The sequence below is a fragment of the Lentzea chajnantorensis genome (genome assembly GCF_054300775.1).
In genome coordinates this window covers 24,559-48,482 of record NZ_JBSDZT010000002.1, presented here as the reverse complement: position 1 = coordinate 48,482, position 23,924 = coordinate 24,559, and the positions used below count along the sequence as shown (strand labels likewise).

21 protein-coding genes, 1 tRNA gene, 1 other RNA gene and 3 pseudogenes are annotated in these 23,924 nt (G+C 70.2%); 19 read left to right on the top strand and 7 right to left on the bottom strand.

The annotated features are described in order from the left end of the window. Positions 1-64 precede the first annotated feature (64 nt). Positions 65-1,813, top strand: a complete 1,749-nt coding sequence (locus ACVDFE_RS00615; RefSeq protein WP_458429230.1) for a recombinase family protein — start codon at positions 65-67, stop codon at positions 1,811-1,813. On the opposite strand, the gene ACVDFE_RS00610 is transcribed toward ACVDFE_RS00615, so the two are convergent. After that, a tRNA-Leu gene (locus ACVDFE_RS00610) sits at positions 1,795-1,877 on the bottom strand. The genes ACVDFE_RS00615 and ACVDFE_RS00610 overlap by 19 nt on opposite strands. A gap of 119 nt (positions 1,878-1,996) precedes the next feature. Between ACVDFE_RS00610 and ACVDFE_RS00605 the strand changes: the two genes are divergently transcribed. Next, complete coding sequence (locus tag ACVDFE_RS00605; RefSeq protein ID WP_458429229.1) at positions 1,997-3,079, top strand: bifunctional RNase H/acid phosphatase; 1,083 nt, start codon at positions 1,997-1,999, stop codon at positions 3,077-3,079. Positions 3,080-3,081: 2 nt separating this feature from the next. Here the strand turns inward: ACVDFE_RS00605 and ACVDFE_RS00600 are convergent, their stop codons facing one another. Both ACVDFE_RS00600 and ACVDFE_RS00595 read right to left on the bottom strand, forming a co-directional pair. Further along, a complete protein-coding gene (locus ACVDFE_RS00600) occupies positions 3,082-3,261 on the bottom strand; it encodes a hypothetical protein (RefSeq protein WP_458429228.1) in 180 nt (59 codons plus the stop codon). Positions 3,262-3,280: 19 nt separating this feature from the next. After that, positions 3,281-3,802, bottom strand: a complete 522-nt coding sequence (locus ACVDFE_RS00595; protein ID WP_458429227.1) for an NAD(P)H-dependent oxidoreductase — start codon at positions 3,800-3,802, stop codon at positions 3,281-3,283. 176 nt (positions 3,803-3,978) lie between these two features. Between ACVDFE_RS00595 and rnpB the strand changes: the two genes are divergently transcribed. The 3 genes from rnpB to ACVDFE_RS00580 all read left to right on the top strand — a co-directional run bounded on the left by rnpB (position 3,979) and on the right by ACVDFE_RS00580 (position 7,261). Next, an RNA gene (gene rnpB, locus ACVDFE_RS00590) (RNase P RNA component class A) lies at positions 3,979-4,372 on the top strand. Positions 4,373-4,389: 17 nt separating this feature from the next. After that, entirely contained in the window at positions 4,390-5,514 is a 1,125-nt protein-coding gene (locus tag ACVDFE_RS00585; RefSeq protein WP_458429226.1) for a threonine synthase, read from the top strand. 160 nt (positions 5,515-5,674) lie between these two features. After that, entirely contained in the window at positions 5,675-7,261 is a 1,587-nt protein-coding gene (locus ACVDFE_RS00580; RefSeq protein WP_458429225.1) for a DUF6345 domain-containing protein, read from the top strand. A gap of 61 nt (positions 7,262-7,322) precedes the next feature. On the opposite strand, the gene ACVDFE_RS00575 is transcribed toward ACVDFE_RS00580, so the two are convergent. Next, complete coding sequence (locus ACVDFE_RS00575) at positions 7,323-7,514, bottom strand: ParB family protein (RefSeq protein ID WP_360386523.1); 192 nt, start codon at positions 7,512-7,514, stop codon at positions 7,323-7,325. A 489-nt stretch (positions 7,515-8,003) separates the two neighbouring features. Here ACVDFE_RS00575 and ACVDFE_RS00570 point away from each other — a divergent pair, with 489 nt between their 5' ends. The 12 genes and pseudogenes from ACVDFE_RS00570 to ACVDFE_RS00515 all read left to right on the top strand — a co-directional run bounded on the left by ACVDFE_RS00570 (position 8,004) and on the right by ACVDFE_RS00515 (position 19,825). Further along, entirely contained in the window at positions 8,004-8,282 is a 279-nt protein-coding gene (locus tag ACVDFE_RS00570) for a hypothetical protein (RefSeq protein WP_360386526.1), read from the top strand. Between the two features lie 3 nt (positions 8,283-8,285). Beyond that, positions 8,286-8,756 (top strand): hypothetical protein, encoded by a 471-nt coding sequence (locus ACVDFE_RS00565; RefSeq protein WP_360386528.1) that lies wholly within the window; start codon positions 8,286-8,288, stop codon positions 8,754-8,756. A gap of 19 nt (positions 8,757-8,775) precedes the next feature. Beyond that, positions 8,776-11,590 (top strand): annotated as a pseudogene (locus tag ACVDFE_RS00560) (ATP-binding protein). Continuing rightward, positions 11,587-13,458, top strand: a complete 1,872-nt coding sequence (locus tag ACVDFE_RS00555) for a hypothetical protein (RefSeq protein WP_360386531.1) — start codon at positions 11,587-11,589, stop codon at positions 13,456-13,458. The pseudogene ACVDFE_RS00560 and the gene ACVDFE_RS00555 overlap by 4 nt, the downstream one beginning before the upstream one ends. A gap of 16 nt (positions 13,459-13,474) precedes the next feature. Continuing rightward, on the top strand, positions 13,475-14,071 hold the full coding sequence (locus tag ACVDFE_RS00550; RefSeq protein ID WP_458429224.1) for a hypothetical protein: 597 nt from the start codon (positions 13,475-13,477) through the stop codon (positions 14,069-14,071). 3 nt (positions 14,072-14,074) lie between these two features. After that, the gene (locus tag ACVDFE_RS00545) at positions 14,075-15,076 is read left to right on the top strand and encodes a C40 family peptidase (RefSeq protein ID WP_458429223.1); all 1,002 of its coding nucleotides are present in this window, start codon (positions 14,075-14,077) and stop codon (positions 15,074-15,076) included. 18 nt (positions 15,077-15,094) lie between these two features. Then, the gene (locus tag ACVDFE_RS00540; protein WP_360386540.1) at positions 15,095-15,568 is read left to right on the top strand and encodes a hypothetical protein; all 474 of its coding nucleotides are present in this window, start codon (positions 15,095-15,097) and stop codon (positions 15,566-15,568) included. Beyond that, positions 15,565-15,759 (top strand): hypothetical protein, encoded by a 195-nt coding sequence (locus ACVDFE_RS00535; protein WP_360386543.1) that lies wholly within the window; start codon positions 15,565-15,567, stop codon positions 15,757-15,759. The genes ACVDFE_RS00540 and ACVDFE_RS00535 overlap by 4 nt, the downstream gene beginning before the upstream one ends. Before the next feature lie 35 nt (positions 15,760-15,794). Further along, positions 15,795-17,192, top strand: a complete 1,398-nt coding sequence (locus tag ACVDFE_RS00530; protein WP_458434244.1) for an RNB domain-containing ribonuclease — start codon at positions 15,795-15,797, stop codon at positions 17,190-17,192. A gap of 191 nt (positions 17,193-17,383) precedes the next feature. Next, the gene (npdG, locus tag ACVDFE_RS00525) at positions 17,384-18,049 is read left to right on the top strand and encodes an NADPH-dependent F420 reductase (protein ID WP_458429222.1); all 666 of its coding nucleotides are present in this window, start codon (positions 17,384-17,386) and stop codon (positions 18,047-18,049) included. Beyond that, on the top strand, positions 18,049-18,810 hold the full coding sequence (locus ACVDFE_RS00520; protein WP_458429221.1) for a helical backbone metal receptor: 762 nt from the start codon (positions 18,049-18,051) through the stop codon (positions 18,808-18,810). The genes npdG and ACVDFE_RS00520 overlap by 1 nt, the downstream gene beginning before the upstream one ends. 107 nt (positions 18,811-18,917) lie before the next feature. Then, positions 18,918-19,825: pseudogene (locus ACVDFE_RS00515) on the top strand (IS5 family transposase). Between the two features lie 8 nt (positions 19,826-19,833). Here the strand turns inward: ACVDFE_RS00515 and pip are convergent. Then, entirely contained in the window at positions 19,834-20,775 is a 942-nt protein-coding gene (pip, locus tag ACVDFE_RS00510) for a prolyl aminopeptidase (RefSeq protein ID WP_458429220.1), read from the bottom strand. Between the two features lie 18 nt (positions 20,776-20,793). Here pip and ACVDFE_RS00505 point away from each other — a divergent pair. Continuing rightward, positions 20,794-21,651 (top strand): annotated as a pseudogene (locus ACVDFE_RS00505) (glutathione S-transferase family protein). A gap of 105 nt (positions 21,652-21,756) precedes the next feature. Here the strand turns inward: ACVDFE_RS00505 and panB are convergent. Then, positions 21,757-22,614, bottom strand: coding sequence for a 3-methyl-2-oxobutanoate hydroxymethyltransferase (gene panB, locus ACVDFE_RS00500; RefSeq protein ID WP_360386555.1), 858 nt, complete (start codon positions 22,612-22,614; stop codon positions 21,757-21,759). Between the two features lie 125 nt (positions 22,615-22,739). On the opposite strand from panB, the gene ACVDFE_RS00495 reads away from it, so the two are divergent. After that, on the top strand, positions 22,740-23,102 hold the full coding sequence (locus tag ACVDFE_RS00495) for a VOC family protein (RefSeq protein WP_458429219.1): 363 nt from the start codon (positions 22,740-22,742) through the stop codon (positions 23,100-23,102). Here ACVDFE_RS00495 and ACVDFE_RS00490 read toward each other — a convergent pair. Then, complete coding sequence (locus ACVDFE_RS00490; protein WP_360386560.1) at positions 23,080-23,919, bottom strand: alpha/beta fold hydrolase; 840 nt, start codon at positions 23,917-23,919, stop codon at positions 23,080-23,082. The two genes, ACVDFE_RS00495 and ACVDFE_RS00490, sit on opposite strands and share 23 nt — an antisense overlap. Positions 23,920-23,924: the final 5 nt, after the last annotated feature.

Genomic DNA, 23,924 nt, shown 5'->3' with positions numbered 1-23,924 from the left:
TAGACATCCTGTTCGAGCTGAGCGAGGCGGAGGCCCTGAATCGGGCCTCCGGGAGGGAGGTGTGATGACGGTTGAAATCAGCCGGGACCCATGGGCGACGCTCGATGACCTGTGGGGCATCGAGGTCAGCGACGTCGTGGAGGACGGCATCGGTCCGGTAGCGGGCTACGGCCGGTGCTCGACTGAAGACAACCAGGACCCCGAGACGTCGCGCGGCTGGCAGTTCGGCAACGCGGACAAGTTCGTCGGGCCGTTGGGTGGCCGGATCGTTGAGGAGTTCTTCGACATCGGCAAGTCGCGGTCCGTGCCGTGGGAGCGGCGGGACGAAGCCTCACGGTTGCTGGCAGCGCTGAAGAACCCACACCGTGGTTGGAACGCCGTCGTGGTGGGGGAGGGGACGAGGTGCTGGTTCGGCAACCAGTTCTCGTTGATCGCTCCTCGGTTCGAGGCATACGGCGTTGACCTGTGGGTGCCGGAGTTGGGCGGGAAGTACAACCCACGGAATCCGTCGCACAAGATGCTGATGAGCGTGCTCGGTGGCATGAGCGAGTCCGAGCGCCAGCACGTGCAGGCGCGTGTTCGGGCCGCGATGGATACGCAGGTGCTCAACGAGGGACGTCACCAGGGCGGCCGAGCGCCGTACGGGTACGTGACGGTAGACGGCGGTCCGCATCCGAATCCGCGCAAGTCAGCGGAGGGCTACCGATTGCGGGTGCTCGCGATCGATGACGAGTCCGCATGGGTTGTCCAGCGCATCTTTGCCGAGTACTTGAGCGGTATGGGTGATCGGGCCATTGCCAACGGGCTCAACCGTGACCGGATTCTGTGTCCGTCCGCGCGCCGGCCGGATCAGAACAAGCATCGGCCCGGCGATGGTTGGCAGGGCGGCACTGTGCGGGCGATCGTGGAGAACCCTCGTTACACCGGCTATGCGTTCTTCGGCCGCTCTACGAAGTTCGAGACGCTGCTCGACCCTGACGACGTGTCGGCTGGTCACGTGGTGCGGTTTCGGAAAGCCAGTCCGGATCGAGTGGTCCGGTCGCGTAATCCTGCGCACCCGAAGATCGTGGAGATTGAGGACTTCACGGCTGCGCAGCTTCTGCGGAAGTCGAAGGGCAGCTTGCGGAGCGCGCGGAAGACGGAACGGTCTGGGCGTGCGCTGAAACACCGCTACCTGTTCCGTGGTCGTATCCGGTGCGACATCTGCGGTCGGAAGATGGAGGGCAGTCCCCGGAAGAAGGCGATGTATTACCGGTGTCCCGCACGCACGTTGGCTCCGGGATCACCAGTGCTCACGTCGCATCCTGGCGCGGTCTATTTGAGGGAGGACGCTCTTCAGGATGCGGTGAATGGCTGGCTGGGGCACGTCTTCGATAGGAAGAACCGCGACCGGACCGTTGCCGCGTTGATGGATTCGCAAGAGCCGGTCATCCAGATCGGTCGCGATGCCGCGAAGAAGAGGCTCGCTGAGGCGGAAGCCAAGCTGACCAGGTTTCAGAACGCGATCATGGCCGGTGTGGACCCTGCGGCGCTGGTCGAGGCGATCAACGAGGCGCAGGCCGAGAGGCTCGCGTCACGAGCGGCCCTGGACAACGTCCCAGCACCGGTGGAGGTGGACGTCGCTGAGATTTACGCGGCGATCGACCTGATAGGAGACGTCAGCGCGGCACTGAGAGACAGCGCGCCGACGAGACTCGAAGAGCTGTACGAGGCGATAGACCTGCAAGTTCGGTACAAGCAAAACCCCCACGAAGCTGATGTCTCCATCAACCCCGTGGGGGTGAATAACGCTCGTGTCCGAGGGGGGACTTGAACCCCCACCCCCTTGCGAGGACTAGCACCTCAAGCTAGCGCGTCTGCCATTCCGCCACCCGGACCGGTGTGGCTGAAGCATATACGCCCCCTGAACGCCCCCTGAACCAGGGGGCACGCAACGCCGGCACGCCCGCCTACGATCGGGGCCGCACAGGCGCGTGGACAGCGAGGAGGACGGCCGGTGAAGGTCATCGTCGAGGCCGACGGGGGGTCGCGGGGCAATCCCGGGCCTGCTGGGTACGGGGCCGTTGTCCGCGACCACCGGAGCGGGGAGACGCTGGCCGAGCGCAAGGGGTTCGTGGGGGTCGCCACCAACAACGTGGCCGAGTACCAGGGGCTCATCGCGGGGCTCAGGGCTGCGGCGGAGGTCGGGGCCGGGGTCGTCGAGGTGCGGATGGACTCCAAGCTGGTCGTCGAGCAGATGTCGGGGCGGTGGAAGATCAAGCACCCCTCGATGCAGCCGTTGGCGCGGGAGGCGCAGCAGGTGGCGCAGGGGTTCGACCGGGTCTCGTACGAGTGGATTCCGCGGGAGCGCAACCGGCAGGCTGACCGGCTTGCGAACGAGGCCATGGACGAGGCGCAGAAGCCGTCCAAGCCAGTCCAAGCCGAAGCGGAAGGCGACAAGCAGCCGCACTGGAGTGGAGCCACGGGCGAGCCCACGCGGCTGATCCTCCTGCGGCACGGGCAGACCAGGTTGAGCGTCGAGCGCCGCTACTCCGGCCGCGGCGACCACCCGCTCACCGAGTTGGGGCTGGAGCAGGCGGCCAAGGCCGCGCAGCGGCTGTCCAAGGTGGAGGACGTCGCGGCGGTCGTGTCGTCGCCGTTGCAGCGGGCCGCGCAGACCGCGCGGGAGGTCGCCGGCGCGGTCGGGCTTGAGGTGGTCACCCACCAGGGGCTCATCGAGACCGATTTCGGCGCGTGGGAGGGGCTGACGTTCGCGGAGGCGGCGCAGCGGGACCCCGACGTGCACCGGCGGTGGCTGGGGGACACGAGTGTCCAGCCGCCGCAGGGGGAGAGTTTCGACCAGGTGCACGCGCGGGTGCGGAAGGCGCGCACGGACCTGATTGCCAAGTACGGCGGCAAGACGCTCGTGGTCGTGAGTCACGTCACGCCGATCAAGACGTTGCTGCGGCAGGCGTTGGACGTCGGGCCGCAGTTCCTGTTCCGGATGCACCTGGACCTGACCGGCGTCTCGATCGCCGAGTTCTACCCGGACGGGCACGCGTCGGTGAAGTTGATCAACGACACGTCACACCTGGGCTGAAGCTAGGAACGGCGGCGGTGCACCGCCAGGGCGACCGCCGCCGCGACCAGGGCGCCGCTGAGGGCCAGCACCTCGACGTCGGGGAGGGTGGAGGGGTCCGCGGACGCCTCTGCCGGTAGCCCGGTGTCGAGCAGCAGGAAGGTGAAGACGGCCAACAGGAGCACGACGCCGAACAGCTTCACGGTTCCCCTCCCGGAGTGGTCAGCCGGCCTTGCGCAGGTGGGGCGTCAGCGCCGTCATGAACCGGTCCGCCGCGGCCTCCAGTGCCGTCGTCGCCGCCGGGGTGCCGACGTTCTGGTCCAGCACGAACTCGCCGCGCACCACGTGGTCCGCGCCCTTCGAGGCGAGCAACGGGTGCAGCGCGTAGTCCATCGCCACCAGGAACCCCTGGCTGCCGCCGGTCGCGAGCGGCAGGACGGCGCGGCCGCGCAGCGCCTTCTTCGGCAGCAGGTCCAGCAGCGCCTTGACCAGGCCGCTGTAGGCCGCGCGGTAGACCGGGGAGGCGACGACGACGCCGTCGGCGGAGAGCACGGAGCTCACGGCCGTGGCGATCTCCGGGTCGCGCAGGTCCTCGGTGAGCAGCGACAACGTCGGCAGCGCGCGCACGTTCAGGTGGGTCACGCGGTGGCCGGCGGCCTCCAGCAGCGCGGCGACGCAGGACACGACGAGACCGGTGGGCGCGGCGGGGGACGGCGCGCCGGAGATGATCAGCAGCTCGGACACGGCAGGGCACTCCCTGAGATCGCGGACGTGGGCGGTGGCGGTCTCAGCGGCAACACAGGCTGGCTGCCACGCGGCCGTAGTCGACGTGGCGACGTCGTGTCATGGGTGTGAGTGAAGCAACGTTCGGACCAGTGGACAACCGCTCCCAGCCGCTGGGATATCCTGGTGGACGCGGATGAGTCGGCAGGGCGGCCGCGGCGGGAGACCGTCGAGGAAAGTCCGGACTCCACAGGGCAGGGTGGTTGTTAACGGCAACCAGGGGCGACCCTCGGGACAGTGCCACAGAGAACAGACCGCCTCGGCCCACGGCCGGGGTAAGGGTGAAACGGTGGTGTAAGAGACCACCAGCGCCCCAGGTGACTGGGGCGGCTAGGTAAACCCCACCCGGAGCAAGGCCAAGAGGGCGCCTGACCGAAAGCGACGGCGCCTGCGCGAGCGTTCGAGGGCGGCCCGCCCGATGCTCGCGGGTAGGCCGCTAGAGCCTGTCGGCGACGGCAGGCCGAGATGGATGGCCGCCGAGCGGGGCGTGAGCCCCGTGAACAGGATCCGGCTTACATGCCGGCTCATCCGCCTGTATTGATGGACGCATGCTTTCTCACCTGGAGTGCGCCCGGTGCGGCCGTGAGCACGACGCCAACGCCGTCCAGAACCTCTGCCACTCCTGCGCCTCGCCGCTGCTGGCCCGCTACGACCTGACCCGCGTCACCCGGCCGACGGCCGAGAACTCGCTGTGGCGCTACCGCGACGTGCTGCCGGTGTTCAGCCCGGACCCGGCGTTCAGCCTCGGCGAGGGCATGACCCCGCTGGTGCCGCTGCCGGCGCTGAGCCGGGCGCTGGACGCGAACGTCATCATGAAGGACGAGTCGCTCGTGCCGACCGGGTCGTTCAAGGCCCGCGGCGCGGCCGTCGGCGTCGCGAAGGCCAAGGAGCTCGGCATCAAGGGCATCAAGATGCCGACCAACGGCAACGCGGGCGCCGCCTGGGCCCTGTACGCGGCCCGCGCCGGGTTGCGCAGCGTCATCGCCATGCCCGAGGACGCCCCGCTGATCACCCGCGAGGAGGTCGCGGCGAGCGGTGCCGAGCTGCGGATCGTGCCCGGCACCATCGCCGACGCGGCCAAGGCCCTCGCCGACGTCGACCTGTTCGACGCGTCGACCCTCCGGGAGCCCTACCGGATCGAGGGCAAGAAGACGATGGGCTACGAGATCGTCGAACAGCTCGGCTGGCGGGTGCCCGACGTGATCGTCTACCCGACCGGCGGCGGGGTCGGCCTGATCGGGATCTACAAGGCGCTGCAGGAGATGCGCGAGCTCGGCTGGATCAGCGAGAAGCTGCCCAGGCTGGTCGCCGTGCAGGCGACGGGCTGCGCGCCGGTCGTGCGGGCGTTCGTGGAGGGCGCGGAGGAGTCGGTGTTCTGGGAGGGCGCCCACACTGCCGCGTTCGGCATCAACGTGCCGAAACCGCTGGGGGACTTCATCATCCTCGAAGCGCTCCGGCAGACCAACGGCACCGCGGTCGCCGTCACCGACGAGCAGATCGAGGCCGATCGCGCCGAGTGCGCCCGGCTCGAAGGCGTGTTCCTGTGCCCGGAGGGTGCCGCGACCGTCAGCGCCGTCAGGGAGCTGCGCGCGGACGGCTGGCTCCAGCCGGCCGACGAGGTGGTCGTGCTCAACACCGGTGCGGGCGTCAAATACCCGGGGATCCGCCTCTAAGTACGCGCAGGCCCTGAGGGCGTTACAGAAATGCGGCCGTTCGAGTGGTGCGCCGGCCCCGGTTCACCACTCCCGGTATCACGGCCCGCACGCCCCCATCCTCCTGTCAGACGGTCGGCCCCTGCAGCCGGCCGTACCACCGAGGAGGGGGAACAAGACGATGCAACGCAAGCTGACCGCGGTGCTGGCCCTGTCCAGCCTGATCACCGCGGGAGCCGCGGGCACCAGCCTCGCCGCAGAGGCGGAGCTGCCCGTGTACGGGGTGACGAGCTCCGGGCTCGACCAGGAGCAGGCGCAGAAGCTGCAGAGGGCGTTGGGGCTCAAGGACGTCGCCAGGTCCGAGAGCGGTGAGGTGGCGTTCGCCGACGAGCAGCGCTACCTCCAGGTCCCGACCGTCGACAAAGGACGGGGCAAGGAGGACGAGGACGGCAACGAGACCACGCAGTCCGCACTGGACCTGGAGGCGCTCAAGCGCATCCAGACCGTCCCGACCGACGTGGCCGTGAAGCGCGTCCAGGAGGCGCTGCGCTCCGCCGGTGTGCTGCCGGACAACGCCACGCCGACCGCCCGGCACACGACGTTCGAGCTCGCGGACGCCAACGGCCGCACCGGGCTCACGCAGAACCTCGACACGTCGGTGTCGTACACGTTCGACCTCGGCGGCATCCCGCTGGAGGGCGAGGGCGCGAACATCCGCGTCGCGTTCGACGCGCAGGGCGTCACGGCGCTCAGCCACGCCGCCCGCACGTACGAGAAGACCGGCAGCGTGAAGGTCAACGACCTGACCTACGGCCTGAAGCTGTGCCAGAGCTACCTCGGCGCCGAGGTGAAGCCGGACGTGAACTACGTCTACGCGGCCCCGGCGCTCGGCGAGAAGGTCGACCGGGTGGAGCCGTCGTTCCGCTGCACCGGCCGCAACGCCGACGGCGGCGCACCGCAGGCCATCATCCTGCCCGCGGTGGTGGGCGCGGAGATGCCCGCCCCGCAGCCGCCGCAGACCCCGCGTCCCGAGCAGCAGCTCAAGGCGCAGCGCGCCGGCACCCAGGTCGGCAGCGAGGGCACCGGCAACTGCTCCGGCCTGCCCAACACCCCGGCCAACATCGGCTCGTTCAACTCCGAGGCGAGCAGCCACGGCATCACCCGCGACTTCAGCTGGCTCGACCACAACGCCTGGGAGAGCGACTTCAAGGACCCGGTGTTCCCCGGCGGTGACGACACCAACTGGGCCGACGACGTCGACCTGACCTACTGGCAGGGCCACGGTTCCGGCACCGGCTTCTACTTCACCGGCTGCTCCAACCACAACGACACCAAGCTCGCCAACACCGAGGCGCGCTGGGGCAACAACGACGTCGAGTGGATGAGCCTCTTCACCTGCCTGATCCTGGAGACGAACACCGGTGGCCAGACGTGGGGCCAGCGCTGGGGACAGGCGTTCCGCGGCCTGCACCAGATCAACAGCTTCACCACGATCAGCTACAACTCCTCCAACCACGGCGGCAAGTACGGCCACTACATGTGGCGCTCGCCGTTCCTGTGGTGGAACAAGCCGATGAAGGTCCGTGACGCGTGGGCGCAGGCCAGCATCGACACCCAGCCCGCGTCCGTCGAGTGGGCGACCATGGGCGTGTACCTGGGCGCGTCCGGTGGGTACGGCAACTTCAACGACTACTTCTGGGGCAAGGGCTCCGTGGGTCCTGACTACGCCTCGACCGGCATGTTCTGGCGGATCCGCGGCGGGTCCTGACCCTGCCCGGCACACCGGTGGGAGGCCTGGCGACTGCGGTCGCCGGGCCTTTCCGGCGTGCTCAGCGCTTCGCCGGCCTCCCGGACGGCATCCGCAGCACGGGCCGGAACGGCTCTCCGCCGTTGTACAGCTCCTCCAGCTCTGTCACGTACGCCAGGACAGCCGGGTTGACGATGTCCGCGAGCGAGCGCACCCCGGCCTGCGGTTCGTACGACGCGAGGTACGTGGCCGCCGCACGGGCGCGCTCCAGCACCGACCGGTCGAAGTTGATCGTCCGCTGGACCCGGCGCCGGGATTGCGGGCCCGTCCCGGTAGGCTGGGGAACGCCTGGAGCACTAGGGGAGGCTGTGATTCCGTCCACACTTCCGTCCGGCACGAGGTCAGGTTCGAGCATGGGCGAATCTCCTCGGAGTCGTCGCTTCGGGGCGTACGCGCGGCGGAGCCGCGAACCGGCCGATCAGCGCATCCACCCTGGATGGACACGTGCGCGGTTTTGAGACGCACGCACTGTGTGTGACCAGGGCGTTCGCAGTCGGGTGAACCTTGCCAGCGACGGAGAGAATCTTGGTCCTGGTGTTCCCCACTGACGTCTCCTCAGTGATGATGTGTCGGCCAGATTAGACGTAATTCGCCGCCCAGGGAACGCCCAGATGATCTGCAGCCAGCTCCACTTGCTCCACACGCCGTGACGAACTCGTGTTCTACTCGTAGCGCAAGCCCGAGCGCACTCAGGAGTACCTAAATGACCGCCATGGAACTGGTGACACTCGCTCAGCAGCAGCCGACGGTGCCGGGCACAAACAACATCCGCGACTGGATCCTGGGCAACATCGTTCCCCTGCTCCTGCTGACCGTCGCGTTGCTGCTGCTCTGGCTGGGTGGCGGCAAGGGCGACAACGCGGGTGTCATGCGCCGCCTCGGTGGTGTGATCGTCGCACTGGCCATCATCGGCCTCGCGGTCACGACCGACGCGGGCAAGAACATCGGGCAGTGGCTCGCCGGTTTGTTCGTCGGAGGCTGACGCGTGCGGGTTCGCACTGACGACGAGGTCTACCGGGTCGACGCCGTCTGGCTGGGCCCGCCGAAAGCGACCTTCCCCTGGCGTGCGCGCTACGTCGCGTGGGGCGTCGGGATCGTCGTTTTCCTCGTCGTACTCACGATCGAGCGCCAGATGGGCATCGGGTTCGGGTTCTTCTCGACCGCGTGGGCCCTCGTCGCCACGATCATCCTGACCAGGTTCATCACCCAGCGGATCAGCCACGAACGGCCGCTCACGGCGGTCATGTCGATGTGGGTCCGCGAGCTCACCGCACCTCGAGAACGCACGGCCAGCACCGGCGGGGCGGCCAGTGCCGCCCGGATCCGGGTCAGCTCGCAGCGCCCTCGTCCCAAGTTGAGCAAGAAACAACGGGCGAGACAGCAGGCCCAGAACCGCCGGACGTCAGCCACGCGCAAGAAGGAGGTTCGCGGTGTTCGGACGCCGGCGAGACCGTGATCGTCGCTCCGCCCAGCACATCGCGCAGCACGCGGCCGCGGACCCGCGCGACCGCGACCGGGCCGCGTACTCCAAGCGCGGCCGCCGCCTGCCCGGCGAGCAGGCGGTGCCCAGCTACACGCCGTCGATCAGCGCCCGCAGCATCGACGGCCACCTGCTGCGCACCGGCCAAGAGGTCTACGCCTGGTACCGGCTCGCGCCGCAGCGCTGGTCGTTCCGCAGCGACTCGCAGCGCCAGGACCTGATCGCCGCCATCGCCGGTCAGTACGCCGAGCTGCAGGGCCGCTGGATGCACCTGCGGGTCACGACGCGGCCGTACCCGATCCGCATGTGGGCCGAGGCGCACGTGCACAACGCCGTCAAGCGCCTGCCGGACACCCCCGGCACGCTGACGTTCGACGACTACATGGTCGGCGAGCAGCAGCAGCTCATGGGCCGCTCGATGGCGGAGAAAGAGGTCTACCTGGGCGTCCAGGTGCAGACCCGCAACATGATGGACCGGGCCGTCGAACGCGCGGCCCCCGTGCTGCGCAAGGTCTTCCCGGACGCCGTCGACGCCGAGCTGGTGGCGCTGGACTCCGAGGTCGAGCACCTCGACCAGGTCATCGGGTCGGCCGGTCTCGAAGGCCGTCCCGCGACGGCCGAGGAGATGTCCTGGCTGATGCACCGGTCGTGCTCGCTGGGCCTGCCCGCACCGCGCAACCTGCCCGCGGTGCCGGGTGCCGCGTGGGAGCCGGAGGACCTGGCCAGCTTCACCGACGCCGCGGACTTCCACCAGGAGCCGTACTCGCCGACGGTGACCGTGCGCGGCCGCACCGGCTCGAACGCGGGCATCCGGCGGCACGTCGCCGTGCTCACCGTCGGGCTGATGCACGGCCTGCAGATCCCCGAGGTCGACGACCCGTGGGTGCAGCGCGCCGACCGGCTGCCCGCCTCCGTCGAGTGGTCAGCGCGGATCTACGTGCGCCGCCCGGAGGAGGTGTCCGGCGAGCTTCTCCCGCCAGATGAGCAAGGTGCGCTCGCAGGTCCGCCACTACACCGACGAGCACGAGCTGGAACCGCCGCAGTCGCTGGCCCGCCAGGCCGGGCGCGTGCTGGAGATCGACGACGAGATGACGTCGGGCTTCACCGCGCTGGGCACCAGGGTGCGCTCGTGGTGGCGGCTCGCGGTCTCCGGGCCGACCGAGCGCGAGGCCCTGCGCCTGGCCCAGCAGCTGCTGGAGCTGTACAAGCCCAAGATCGCCATCGACCACCCGGAGGCGCAGTACGCGATCGCCCGCGAGTTCATCCCCGGTGAGCCGCTGTCGAACGGCGCGTACCTGCGGCGCGGCAGCGTGCTGTGGGCGGCGTCCGCCGTCCCGACGGCCACGGCCGAGGTCGGTGACCGCCGCGGCATCCTGCTCGGCGAGACCGTCACGGCCACCCGGCGCCCGGTCGCCTGGGACCCGTGGATGGCCCAGGAGCTGCGCGACGCATCCGGTCTGACGGCGATGGTCGCGGGTCTGGGTGCGGGCAAGTCGTTCCTCGGCGGCGGCATCGTCTACAAGACGCTGCGCTCCGGCGCGCACTGGACGCTGCTCGACCCGTCCGGTCCGCTGGCGGCGCTGTGCGAGCTGCCGGAGCTGCGCCCGTACGCCCGGCCGATCAACCTGCTCAACGCCCAGCCCGGCATCCTCAACCCGTACCGGGTGGTCGCCGAGCCGATGATCGAGCACTTCCTCGACGAGGACGACCCGGAACGCGCGTGGCGCAGGGAGAAGGCACTCGCCGCGGCCACCCGCCGCCGGCTGGTGCTGGACGTGCTCACCGGTCTGCTGCCGTTCGAGGTCGCCCGCCTGCCGCAGACGCGCATCGTGCTGCTGCGCGCGGTCCGCACGGTCGGCGGCCGCTTCGACGCCCACCCCGGTCTCGTCTTCGAGGCGCTGCGCCGGGACGCGTCCGAGCACCACGAGCACGCCGTGGTCGTCGCGGACTTCCTCGACGAGATGCGCGAGCGCATGTCGTTGCTGATCCCCGAGGCGAACGCCGACCCGTACAACGAGGCGCGGGACGACCGGCTCACGGTGCTGACCATGGCGGGCCTGAACCTGCCCAAGGACGGCGTCGGCCGCGAGCACTGGACGGACGCGGAGTCCCTCGGCGTCGAGATGCTGAACCTCGCCGCGTGGCTCACCCAGCGCTCGATCTACGAGAAGCCGAAGGACCAGCGCAAGGGCGTCTGGATCGACGAGGCGTTCTTCCTGTCGGAGGTCCCGACCGGTCGCGTGCTGATGAACCGCTTCGCTCGCGACTCGCGCAAGTGGAACGTCCGCGTGCTGCTGTCCTCGCAGATCCCCGCCGACTTCCTCAAGATCCAGGGCTTCGTCGCCCTGCTCGACTCGGTCTTCGTCGGCAGGCTCGACGACGACCAGGCGCAGGCGGACGCGCTGCGGTTGCTGAAGGTGCCCGTGGGGGCCGGTTACGAGCAGGTCGTCGCCTCGCTCGGCCGTCGTCCCGGTGGTGAGCGGAGCGTGTCCGAACGCGACCGCGCGCCGCGGCAGTTCATCTTCGGCGACGGTGCCGGTGGCGTGGAACGGATCCGCATCGACTTCAGCGGTCCGCACCTCGAGCACCTGCGCAACGCGCTCGACACGACTCCGGACGCCAAGCGCGACCGCGATGCTCTTCCGTCGGGCGAGGAGGACCAGGTGCCGTCAGTGCCACAACCCGCGTACGTGCCGGACGAGATCGACGACGAGCTCGCCGCCGACCTCGAACTGGGGCTGACAGAGGACGAGGCCCACCTGGTGGGTCACGGTGACGGCTCCAACCGCCACCGGGACGGCGTGGCATGACGCTGCTGGCGGTCGTGGTCTCGGTCGTCGCCTTGCTCTGGGCGAGGCGGCGGTTCGGGCTGCGCCTCTCCCAGCGCGTGGGCGCGCGCACGAGGGCCATCGGTCTCGTGTCGGCGATCCTGGCACTCCAGGTGGTACTGGGTGCCCCCGCCGCCCACGCCCAAAACTGCGGTGAGGCACCCAATCCGGAACGTCCGGGTGCGGGCATGGTCGGCGCGCTCGACCCGCCGGTCGGCAACGGCCTGCCGGGCTCGGCGTACCTGGACTACGGCTACGCCGGCATGGTCTGGCACTACTACCAGAAGAGCTGCACCATCCCGAACGCCAACGCCACGATCGACACGTGGGCGGGCAACGAGCTCTTCAGCATCGGCAAGAACATCGTCGGCGCCACCAACGCGCTGCACTACACGGTGATGGGCCGCGGTCTGCTCGTGCCGCTGGACGACGCCGTGAACAACGGTGTGCAGAAGGTCTACGACAACGTCTACCTGCGCTGGTTCGGGCTGGTCGCGCTGATCCTCGCGATCCTGATGTTCCGGCAGATCTGGACCGGCGACTTCGCCGCGATCTCCAAACGCGGGCTCTGGGCACTGGCCGCGATGTGGCTCGCCACGTCGACGTTGGCGCTGCCCCAGTTCTACAACCTCCTCGACAACACCCTGGTCTCCAAGACGTCGGAGATACAGGCGGGCTTCATCGAGGCCCCCGAGGAGCAGGGCACACTCCACGTGCTGCCGACGAAACTGCACGAAGCCGTTGTGTACCAGAGCTGGTTGCGCGGCGCGTTCGGCACTCCCGAGGCACCGCAGGCCGTCGAGTACGGCCCGCGCATCCTCAAGGCGCAGGCCTGGACCACGGCCGAGATCGCCGAGCACAAGGACGCCGACCAGGCGGCGCTGAGCGCCAAGAAGGCCGAGTGGATCGCACTCGAAGGCCAGCTCGGCACCGCGAAGGGCTACTTCGACGGCACCGACGGCAGCCGCACCGGCGCGGGGTTCCTCTCGCTGCTGCAGGCGGTCGCGTTCTCGCTGTTCCAGCTGTTCGCGAAGGGCGCGGTGCTGCTGGCCCAGCTGCTGCTGCGCATCCTTACGCTCGCCGGCCCGCTCATCGGCCTCGTCGCGCTGATCCACCACGACCTGCTGCGCAAGGTCGCCCGCGCGGCCGCCGTGACGGTGTTCAACGTGCTGGTGCTCGCGGTCCTCGCGGGTGTCCACGCGCTGCTGCTGCAGGCGATCTTCAACGCGACCGGGCTGTCGCTGCTGACGAGGACGTTGCTGGGACTGATGCTCACCCTGGTGTGCTTCGTGATCGGCAAACCGCTGCGGCGCATGTGGCAGATGGTCGAGATGTCGGTCGGCTCGGCGAGCAACGTCCTGCCGATGCAGGGCGGCGTCTGGTCGAAGCTGCGCGGCCGCAAGCAGACCGGCCCCAGCCCGCAGGACGAGTTCTGGGACTCGGTGCGCGAGGGCGACGGCGCCGGCGAGGAGGTGCCGCAGCGGGGCCGCGGACGGGTGCGCCCGGAGGCGTCGAACCCGGTCGCGGCCACCGCCCAGCGGCTCGACCGCGGTGCGCCGAGCCAGATCAACTCGTCCGGCGACGGTTACAGCACCACGCGCGCCGGTGCGCTGCCCGCGGGATCGGGCCCGGCGGCGCTGCCGGTCGGCCGGTCGCGCGTCGTGGACAGCCCACCGGTCACCGACCGGCAGTGGGACCGCGTGGACGACGCGGTGCTCGTGCCGTCGCGGTCGAACGGCTACTCGGCCCCGGTGCAGGAACCGCGGCGCGCGGAGACCGAAGTGGTGGCGGGACGCCAGGTGCACGTGATCTACCGCCCGTCGCGCGGCTTCGAAGTCAGGGACAACTGAGGAAGGGGGACAACCGGTGCCGATCCGCACGAACCGCGGCCGTGCCGCGGTCTACCGCAGCCTGTGGGGCTGGCCGATGCGTTCCCCGCGCCACCTCGGTGCGTCGATCGTCATCTTCGTGCTGCTCGTGGTCGCCCTCGGGGTGATCATCCCGAGGATGCTGGACCGCTCGCCGACCGGCACGACGGTGGCGGCCCAGTCGACCTCCGTGCAGCCGACCCAGGTGGGGCAGCTGCCCAGCAGCGGGGTGTCGCTGCCGACCAAGCTGCCGCCGCCGACGAACTCGGCGCAGGCCGCGCCGCCGCAGGCGGACGCGCAGCTGGTGGCCGAGCTCTGGGCGGAGAACTGGATCAAGCCGCCGCCCAACAACGACGTCGAGAAGTGGCTCGCGAACCTCCGCCCGTACACCACGGAGGAGTTCCTCGCGCAGATGGCGACCATCGACCCGAAGAACGTGCCGGACAAGATCACCGAGAAGGTCGCCCCGGTGCGGTCCACGGTGTCGTCGGCCGACTTCCGGGTCGGCACCGACTCCGGCAAGGTCGTCATCACGTTGATCAAGCTTTCGCCCAGCAACGAGTGGCGGGTCAACAGCTACACGAAGGCGGACTGAGCCATGCGCCTCATGTTGATCATCGGTGTGGTCGTCGTGGCCATCGTGACGGTGGTCGCGACGTCCGGTGTCACGCAAGTGGTCAACAACCAGAGCGGTGCGGCCGGCGGAGCCGGCGTGCTGCGGATGAGCTGCAACGCCTCGATCGGGCCGTGGGACGCGGGCGGCGGCGACAAGGGCCGCCACGACGCGTCGCGCCTCAACGACGAGCAGCGCAACATCGTCGCCCAGATCATCTCCATCGGCCAGCAGCGGGAGCTGCCGCCGCTGGCGTGGCAGATCGCGATCCAGGCCGGCATGACCGAGTCGGGTCTGCGCCCGCTGAACTACGGCGACCGCGACTCGCTCGGCATCTTCCAGATGCGCCCGTCGATGGGCTGGGGCACCGAGGCCCAGGTGGTCGACCCGGTCTACGCGATCAACAAGTTCTACGACGTGCTGCTGAAGGTGCCGGACTGGGAGAACCGCAGGCCCGGCGACTCGGCGCAGGCGGTGGAGCGCTCGGCGTTCCCGGACAGGTACCACAACTGGGAGTCCATGGCGGCGTTCCTGCTGAGCGAGCTCGGCCAGATCTCCGACCCGGCCGGCTGCGGCGCGGGCGCCGGCGAGTTCCTGGTCGCCTCGAACGCGGCGGGTGTCGCCATCGAGTTCACCAAGCAGCAGCTCGGCGAGCCGTACCTGTGGGGCGGCAACGGCCCGGACGCCTGGGACTGCTCCGGCATCCTGGTCAAGGCGTTCGCGGGGGCGGGGGTCAAGATCCCGCGGGTGGCGAACGACCAGTACGAGAAGGGCGGCGCCCACCTGCCGGTCCGCGACGCGCAGCCGGGCGACCTGATCTTCTGGGCCTACAACACGGCCGACCCGCGTTCGGTGCACCACGTGGCCATGTACCTCGGCGGCGACGAGTACATCCACGCACCGCAGACGGGTGACGTCGTGAAGATCAGCAAGATCAACTGGAACTACCACGAGTTGATGCCGATGGCCGTCCGGCCGGGCGTGTAGATCGCGGGGAGGCGCTGCATGTTCAACCACAACCCCATCCCGAGGCCCGCCGGACCACCCGCGTCGAGCGCACCCGTGCGCGACTACACGGCCGCCGGCGCTCCCGGTGTCTCGTCCGACTACGTGGTGGTCCCGCGCGCGCTGGCCGAGGCCATGCCGTTGCCGTGGCAGCAGCACATGGTCCACCTGCTCGCGGAGTTCCACCGCACCTACGGCCACCTGAAGTGGCCGATCTACCGCGTGGTGCCCTCGCGCTACGAGAAGCTCACCGACCTCGACGAGGAACAGCTCGCGGAGGTCGGTGCCGTGGTGGAGATCGACTCGGACGGTTCGCTGGTCTACCGTGACCGGTCCGACCGCTTGATCGACAACGCCGAGCACCGCACGGTCCTGGTCTCGTGTTTGGATCCGATCCCGTCGGAGTACGCCAACGCCAACCAGTCCACGCCGCCGCGGGGATTCCCGGCGCCCATGGGAGGCGAACGCGCATGAGTGACACCAGCGGGTGGTTCTACTGCCTGACCCACCAGACCGTCGAGCAGGGCAAGGGCTGCCGGGGCGCTGACCGGATGGGCCCGTACCCGGACGAGGCCACGGCCGCACGCGCCCTGGAGATCGCCCGCGAACGCACGCGCTCCGCGGACGAGGCGGACAAGAAGTGGCGCGGCGACGACGAGGACTGATCACCGGTCTTTAGGCTGTGCGGGTGGCCTCCCTGGTGATCCGCACGGGTCGTGCTGACCTGTCCTTCGACGGCATCCGCACCGAGTTCGGGCTGCGGCCGGTGTTCCCGGCCGCGGCACTGGCCGAGGCGCAGGAGGCGGTCGCCCGCCCGGTGGGTGACCGCCTCGACCTCACGTCGATCCCGTTCGTGACGATCGACCCGCCCGGCGCGAAGGACCTGGACCAGGCGCTGTGCCTGGACCGCACGTCCTCCGGTTTCGTGGTGCACTACGCGATCGCCGACCTGGGCCTGTTCGTGACGCCGGGCGGTGCGCTGGACGAGGAGGTCCGGCGCCGCGGCCAGACGGTGTACCTGCCCGACGGCAACGTGCCGCTGCACCCGACCGTGCTGTCCGAGGGCGCCGCGTCGCTGCTGCCCGGCGTGGTGCGGCCGGCGGTGGTGTGGACGTTCACGTGCTCGGCCGACGGCGAGGTCGCCGCGGTCGAGGTCCGGCGCGCTCTCGTCCGTTCGACCGCGCAGTTCGACTACGCCTCCGTCCAGCGGACCTTCGACGCCGGCACCCCGCACCTGTCGGTGGCGGCGCTGGCGGAGTTCGGCCCGCTGCGGCGGGCACTGGCCCGTTCCCGCGGCGCCATCGAGCTGCAGCTGCCCGAGCAGGAGGTCGAACCCGACGGCGCCGGCTGGAAGCTGGTGACCCGCCCGCGGGCCGCCGTGGACTCCTGGAACGCCGAGATCTCGCTGATGACCGGCATGGCGGCGGCGAAGATGATGATCGAGGCCCGCGTCGGTGTCCTGCGGACCCTGCCGGACCCGGACGCCGAGGCCGTGGCGTCGCTGCGGAAGTCGGCGGCGGCGCTGGGCGTGCCGTGGGCCGCCGGGGTGTCGCCGGGTGCGTTCCTGGCCGACCTGGACGCCTCGACACCGGAGGCGCTGGCGCTGTTCACGGACGCCACGCGCCTGCTGCGGGGTGCGGGCTACTCGGCGTTCGACGGCACGGTGCCCGAGCTCGTGACGCACGCGGGGGTCGCGGCGCCGTACACGCACGTGACCGCGCCGCTGCGCCGGCTCGTCGACCGGTTCGCCACCGAGGTGTGCCTGGCGGTGTCGGCGGGGAAGCCGGTGCCCGCGTGGCTGGCGGAGGCGCTGCCGTTGCTGCCGTCGCTGATGGGGGCGTCTGACTCGCTCGCGTCGAAGGTGGAGCGGGCGACACTGGACCAGGTCGAGGCGTGGGTGCTGAGCGGACGGGTCGGGCAGGAGTTCGAGGCCGTCGTGCTGCGGGCGGGGGACGACGAGGCGGAGGTGTTCATCGCCTCGCCGCCGATCCTCGCCAAGTGCGCCGGCCCCCACCTCCCCGAGGGCGAACGCATCCGCGTGCGCCTCGCGGAAGCCGACCCGCCTTCCCGCCGCGTCCACTTCACCGCCCAGCTCTGACGCCACGCGGGCCCCTTTCGTGCCCTCCTGATGCCACGCGGGGCCCTTTCGTGCCCTCCTGATGCCACGCGGGGCCCTTTCGTGCGATCCCCGCGTGCGCGGGCTATCGGCGTTCGCGGCGTAGTCGCACGTGTCGAGCGCAAGGTCACGTTGGGCCGCACGCCCCCACCGGACCGTGTGAAGATGCACGGGTGACAGAGATTCGTGACCTCACCGTCGGCGTGCTCGGTGGCACCGGTGCCCAGGGCAAGGGCCTCGCCATCCGCTGGGCCAGGGCCGGGCTCAAGGTGATCATCGGCTCCCGCAGTGCCGAGCGGGCCGGGCTCGCCGCCGAGGAGATCGCCGGTGTCGCCGGTGGTGACGTCAGAGGCGCGGACAACGCCGACTGCGCGGCCGACTCCGACGTCGTGCTCGTCGCGGTGCCGTGGGACGGGCACGGCGACCTGCTGGCGTCGTTGCGGGACCAGCTGGCGGGGAAGATCGTCATCGACTGCGTGAACCCGCTCGGGTTCGACAAGCAGGGCCCGTTCGCGTTGCCGGTGACCGAGGGCAGCGCGGCGCAGCAGGCGGAGCTGCTGCTGCCGGAGTCGCGGGTCACGGCCGCGTTCCACCACGTGTCCGCGGTGCTGCTGGCGGACCTGACGGTGTCCGAAGTGGACATGGACGTGCTGGTGCTGGGCGACGACCGCGAGGCCACGGACACCGTGCGCGAGCTGGCCGAGCTGGTGCCGGGCTTCCGCGGCGTCTACGGCGGGCGGCTGCGCAACGCTCACCAGGTCGAGGCGTTCACGGCGAACCTCATCGCGGTCAACCGCCGGTACAAGGCGCACGCCGGTCTGAAGATCACGGGAGTCTGATGCTGCCCGTCGACGACCTCGGTGAGCCGGTTCCGGTCGACCGGCCCCGGCGCGTGGTCAGCCTGGTGCCGTCCATCACCGAGGCCGTCGCGGTCAGCGTTCCGGGAGCACTGGCCGGTGCCACGGACTACTGCACGCACCCGGCCGGCCTGGACGTCGAGCGGGTCGGCGGCTCGAAGTACCCGGACGTGGAGGAGGTTCTGCGGCTGCGGCCCGACCTCGTGATCGCGAACTCCGAGGAGAACCGCGCCGAGGACGTCGACCGGTTGCGCGCCGACGGCATCCCGGTGTGGGTGACCGAGGCGCCGCGGACCGTGCCGATGGCGCTGGCGTCGCTGCGGCGGCTCTTCGCCACCGCCTGGGACCTCGAACCCGGCTGGCTCGTCGACGCCGAGGACCTGTGGCGGGACACCGCACCGCAACGCCTCACCGCGCTCATCCCGGTGTGGCGCCGGCCGTGGGTGGTCGTCGGCCGCGACACGTTCGCCACCGACGTGCTGCGCAGGCTCGGCGTCGAGAACGTCTACGCCTCCCACGAGGAACGCTATCCGCGGCCGAGCCTGGACGAGCTGAACGAGCAGCGGCCCGACCTGGTGGTGCTGCCCGACGAGCCGTACGCGTTCACCCACTCCGACGGGCCGGAGAGCTTCCCCGGCCTGCCGTACGTGCTCGTCAACGGCCGTCACCTCACGTGGTACGGGCCCTCCCTCGTGGAGGCCAGGGCGAGCCTCGAACGGGTGCTGGGCCACCTCGGGGACTAGGTCGTGTTTCAAAGGTGAGGTGATCGGCGGCGTGTCGGTGCCGGAACGTGGCGAGGTCTCCGGTAAGTGGGTTAGCGACCAAGCAAACCCGCAATACCGGAGACCTCGTGGCCAGCGTAGCGGCAGCGGGGCGGGCCGACCTGACCGACGCGCAATGGGCGGCGTTGCAGCCGCTGCTGCCTGTCGGGCGTAAACCGGGGCGCCCGCCGAAGTGGAGCAAAAGGCAGTTGATCGACGGCATCCGGTGGCGGGTGCGCGTCGGTGCCCCGTGGCGCGACATCCCGCCTGACTACGGTCCCTGGCAGACCGTGTACGGGTTGTTCCGCCGCTGGCAGCGGGCCGGAGTCTGGCAGGAGATCCTGACCGCGCTGCAGGCCCGTGCCGATGCCGATGGGTTGATCGTGTGGGACGTGTCGGTGGATTCCACCATCACGCGGGCGCACCAGCACGCCGCCGGCGCACGGAAAAGGGGGATCTGCAGGTCGAACCGCCCGGCACCCCGGCCGGCGGGACCGAGCCCGACGATCACGGGCTGGGCCGGTCGCGCGGTGGCTGGACCAGCAAGCTGCACCTGGCCTGCGAGCAGGGCCGCAGGCCGTTGTCACTGCTGGTCACCGCCGGGCAACGGGGCGACAGCCCGCAGTTCACACCGGTGATCGAGCAGATCTCGGTGCCACGCATGGGGCCCGGACGCGCCAGGACCCGTCCGGACCGGGTTCTGGCGGACAAGGCCTACAGCTCCCAAGCCAACCGTGCCTACCTGCGGCGCCGCGGGATCAAGGTGACCATCGACCAGCCCCGCGACCAAGCCGCCCACCGCAAGGCCAAAGGCTCCGCAGGCGGACGGCCACCCGCGATCGACCGGCAGGTCTACAAACAGCGCCACGCCGTCGAGTGCGGCATCAACCTGCTCAAGCAACACCGGGCCGTGGCCACCCGCTACGACAAACTCGCCACCCGCTACCAGGCCACCGTCCACGTCGCCGCCATCAACATCTGGCTACGCCACATCTAAAACACGGCCTAGTTGCGGAACCGGTCGGTGGCCGCCAGCAGCGCCGCGAGGACACCGGGTTCGTCGTAGGCGTGCCCGGCGTCCGGCACCAGCACGAGCTCCGAACCGGGCCACGCCTTGTGCAGGTCCCACGCCGACACCGCGGGCGTCGCCATGTCGTAGCGGCCCTGCACGATCACGCCCGGGATGCCCGCCAGCCGGTCGGCGTCGCGGATCAGCTGACCCTCCTCGAACCAGCCGTCGTGCACGAAGTAGTGGTTCTCGATCCGGGCGAACGCCAGCGCGTACGCCGGTTCCGCGAACTGCGCCACCAGCTCGGGCCTGGGCAGCAACGTCACCGTCGCGCCCTCCCACGTGCTCCACGCGACCGCCGCCGGGCCGTGCACCGCCGGGTCCGGGTCGGCCAGCAGCTCCGCGTACAGCTGCACGGGGTCGCCGGACATGCCCTCCAACGGCGCCATGAACTTCTCCCACAGGTCGGGGAAGACGTTCGCCGCACCACCGCGGTAGTACCAGTCCACTTCGGACTGGCGCAGCGTGAAGATGCCGCGCAGCACCAGTTCCGTGACGCGGTCCGGGTGCTTCTGCGCGTACGCCAGCGCCAGCGTCGACCCCCAGGACCCGCCGAACACCTGCCACCGCTCGACCCGCAGCGACTCGCGCAGCAGCTCCACGTCGGCGACGAGGTGCCAGGTCGTGTTCAGCGAGAGGTCACCGGACACCGACGCGTGCGGCAGCGAACGCCCGCAACCGCGCTGGTCGAACAACACGATCCGGTACACCTCGGGGTCGAACAGCCGGCGGTGCGCGGGGGAGCAGCCGCCGCCGGGACCGCCGTGCAGGAAGACGACGGGCTTGCCGGAGGGGTTGCCGCACTCCTCCCAGTACACCTGGTTGCCGTCGCCGGTGTCCAGCAGGCCTGACGCGTGGGGCTCGATCTCCGGGTACATGGGCCTATCGTCGAGGACATGGCGCAGTTCACGAAGGAGACGTCCACCACGGGAGCGTTCGTGCGGCAGCCGAACCGCTTCACCGCGCGGCCGGAACCCGAGCACGGCCGCTACCGGCTCGTCGTCAGCCTCGCGTGCCCGTGGGCGCACCGCGCGGTCGTCGTGCGCAAGCTGCTGGGCCTGGAGGACGCGATCTCGCTCGCCGTCGTCGACCCGATCCGCGACGACCGCGGCTGGCGCTTCCAGGGCACGGACCCGGTGCTCGGCTACGACTTCCTCAGCCAGGCCTACGAGAAGGCCGACCCCGGCTATGAGGGCCGCGTGACCGTTCCCGCGCTGGTCGACACGACCACCGGCGAGGTCGTCACCAACGACTACCCGCAGCTCACCCTCGACTTCAGCCTCAAGTGGAACCCGGAGAGCACCCTCTACCCCGAGCACCTGCGCGAGGAGATCGACTCCTAGATCGAGCCGATCTTCCACAACGTCAACAACGGCGTCTACAAGGCCGGTTTCGCCACGTCACAGGAGGCCTACGAGGAGGCGTACACCGCCTTGTTCGCCGAGCTGGACCGCATCGAGGACCACCTGGCCACGCACGAGTACCTGGTGGGCGGCCAGCTCACCGAGGCCGACATCCGCCTGTGGACCACGCTCGTGCGGTTCGACGCCGTCTACCACGGCCACTTCAAGTGCAACCGGACCAAGCTGACCGAGATGCCGAACCTGTGGGCGTACGCGAAGCGCCTCTACGCGCAGTTCGGGGACACGGTCGACTGGGACCACATCAAGCGCCACTACTACGTGACGCACCACGAGATCAACCCGACCGGCATCGTGCCGGCGGGCCCAGACCCGTCGGTCTGGACCCGCTGACCCTGCTCGGCTTGCTGTCACGCGGGGGCCCCGCGTTCCCCGGAAGGGAACGCGGGACTCCCGCGTGCCTCAAAAGGGAACGTAGGACTCCCGCGTGACTTCCGCTCAGTGGAAGGTGTGCTCGGGGCCGGGGAACTGGTGCCCGCGCACCTCGTTCGCGAACTCGGTCGCCGCGCCCAGCATGACGTTGCCGATGTCGGCGTAGCGCTTCACGAACCGGGGCGCCTTGCCGCGGTTCAGGCCCATCATGTCCTGCCAGACGAGCACCTGGGCGTCGGTGTCCGGACCGGCACCGATGCCCACGGTCGGGATGACCAGGTCGTGCGTGATCTGCTTCGCGACCTCGGCGGTCACCATCTCCAGCACGACCGCGAACGCGCCGGCCTCCTGGACGGCGGCGGCGTCGTGCAGCACCACGTCGTGGTTCTCGTGGCGGCCCTGCACCCGGTACCCGCCGAGCTGGTGCTCGGACTGCGGGGTGAAGCCGATGTGCGCCATGACCGGGATGCCCGCGGCGGTGATCGCGCGGATGTGCGGCGCGAAGTAGGCGCCACCCTCCAGCTTGACCGCGTGCGCCTGGCCTTCCTTCATGAACCGCACCGCGGTGGCCACGGCCTGCTCCACCGACACCTGGTAGGAGCCGAACGGCAGGTCGGCGACCACGAGGGAGCGCTTGACCGACCGCGTCACCGCCCGCACCAGCGGGATCAGCTCGTCCACCGTGACCGGCAGCGAGGTGTCGTTGCCGAAGACCGTGTTCGACGCGGAGTCGCCGACCAGCAGTACGGGGATGCCCGCCTCGTCGAAGATCTGGGCGGTGAACGTGTCGTACGCGGTGAGCATGGGCCACGGCTCGCCGCGGTCCTTCATCTCACGCAGGTGGTGGACCCGCACGCGCTTCGCGGGAGCCTTCTGGGGAGCGGCTCCGGAGCCGTAGGGCGCGGAAACTTCGGCATTGGTCATCGTCGACCGTTCCTTTCCTCGAGGCCCGCCGCAGCGAGTCCCCGGGCGCTTGGTGCACGGTTGCCGAACCCCAGGGTGGCACCGCCGGCCGGAAACCGGTTGCAGATGCGGCTACCGTCACACGGGTGGCAGCCCGAATCACAGAACTGGTGCTCGACTGCACCGATCCGGAACGACTCGCGGCCTTCTGGTGCGAGGTCCTCGGCTACGAGGTGGTCGACCGCGAGGACGTCCTCGTCGAGATCGCCCCACCGGACCGCCGCACCACCCTGCTGTTCCTGAAGAACCCGGACCGCAAGCTGCAGAAGCTGCGCCTGCACATCGACGTCCGGGCCACCGACCGGGAGCAGGACGAGGAGCTGGCGCGCCTGCTGGAGCTCGGCGCCACGCGCATCGACATCGGCCAGGGCGAGGACGTCAGCTGGTACACCCTCGCCGACCCGGAGGGCAACGAGTTCTGCCTGCTCAGCGGCCGGGCAGAGCCCTGAGCACGGTCCGGATCGCCATGACCACGGCGTCCGGCCGGTCCATCTGAACCATGTGCCGACTGCCGGGCACCGGCACGTTGCGCCCCCACGGCACGAGGGAGGCCAGCGACCGGTGTTCCGGCCATATCTTCCGACCGGCCGTGAGCACAAGGAACGGCACCTCCGGGAACGCGCAGCGGGTCCGCAGCCGTTCCAGCGTCGCCACCTGACCGGGGTAGGACGCCAGCTCGGCCAGTGTGGCGCGTCCCACATCGGCCCGCCGGTAGACCAGCTCGACCAGGTCCCGCGGTGCCGGGTCGGTCGCGCCCAGCGTGGACAGCGCGGTCAGCCAGTTCCGGAAGGAGTGCCCGTACCTGCGCGTGAGGCGGGCTCCCAGCCAACGGCTGCCGAACGCGCGCAACACCTGCGCCACCACCGCCGACACGTCGAACGGCGCCCCCGCGCCCGGCATCTCCGTGTCCGGGTCGAGCAGCACGACCCCCAGCACCCGGTGCGGCCGCAGCCGCGCATAGGCCTCGACGTGCATCGATGCCATCGAGTGCCCCACCAGCACCGCCTGCGGGACACCGCGCAGCACCGCGTCCAGCACCGCCACCTCCCGCGCCAGCGACGGCCCGCGCCGCGCCGGACCGGACATGCCCAGACCGGGCCGGTCGAACACCACCACCCGCGCCAGCGGTTCAAGCATCCGCACGGTCCGGTCCCAGTCGAACCACGCCCCACCCAGCCCCGAGCTCAGCACCACGACCGGCCGGTCAACACGCCCGGAGACCGCCACGTGCACCCGGCCCGCCGAAGAGGGGATCATGGCCGTCATCGGCT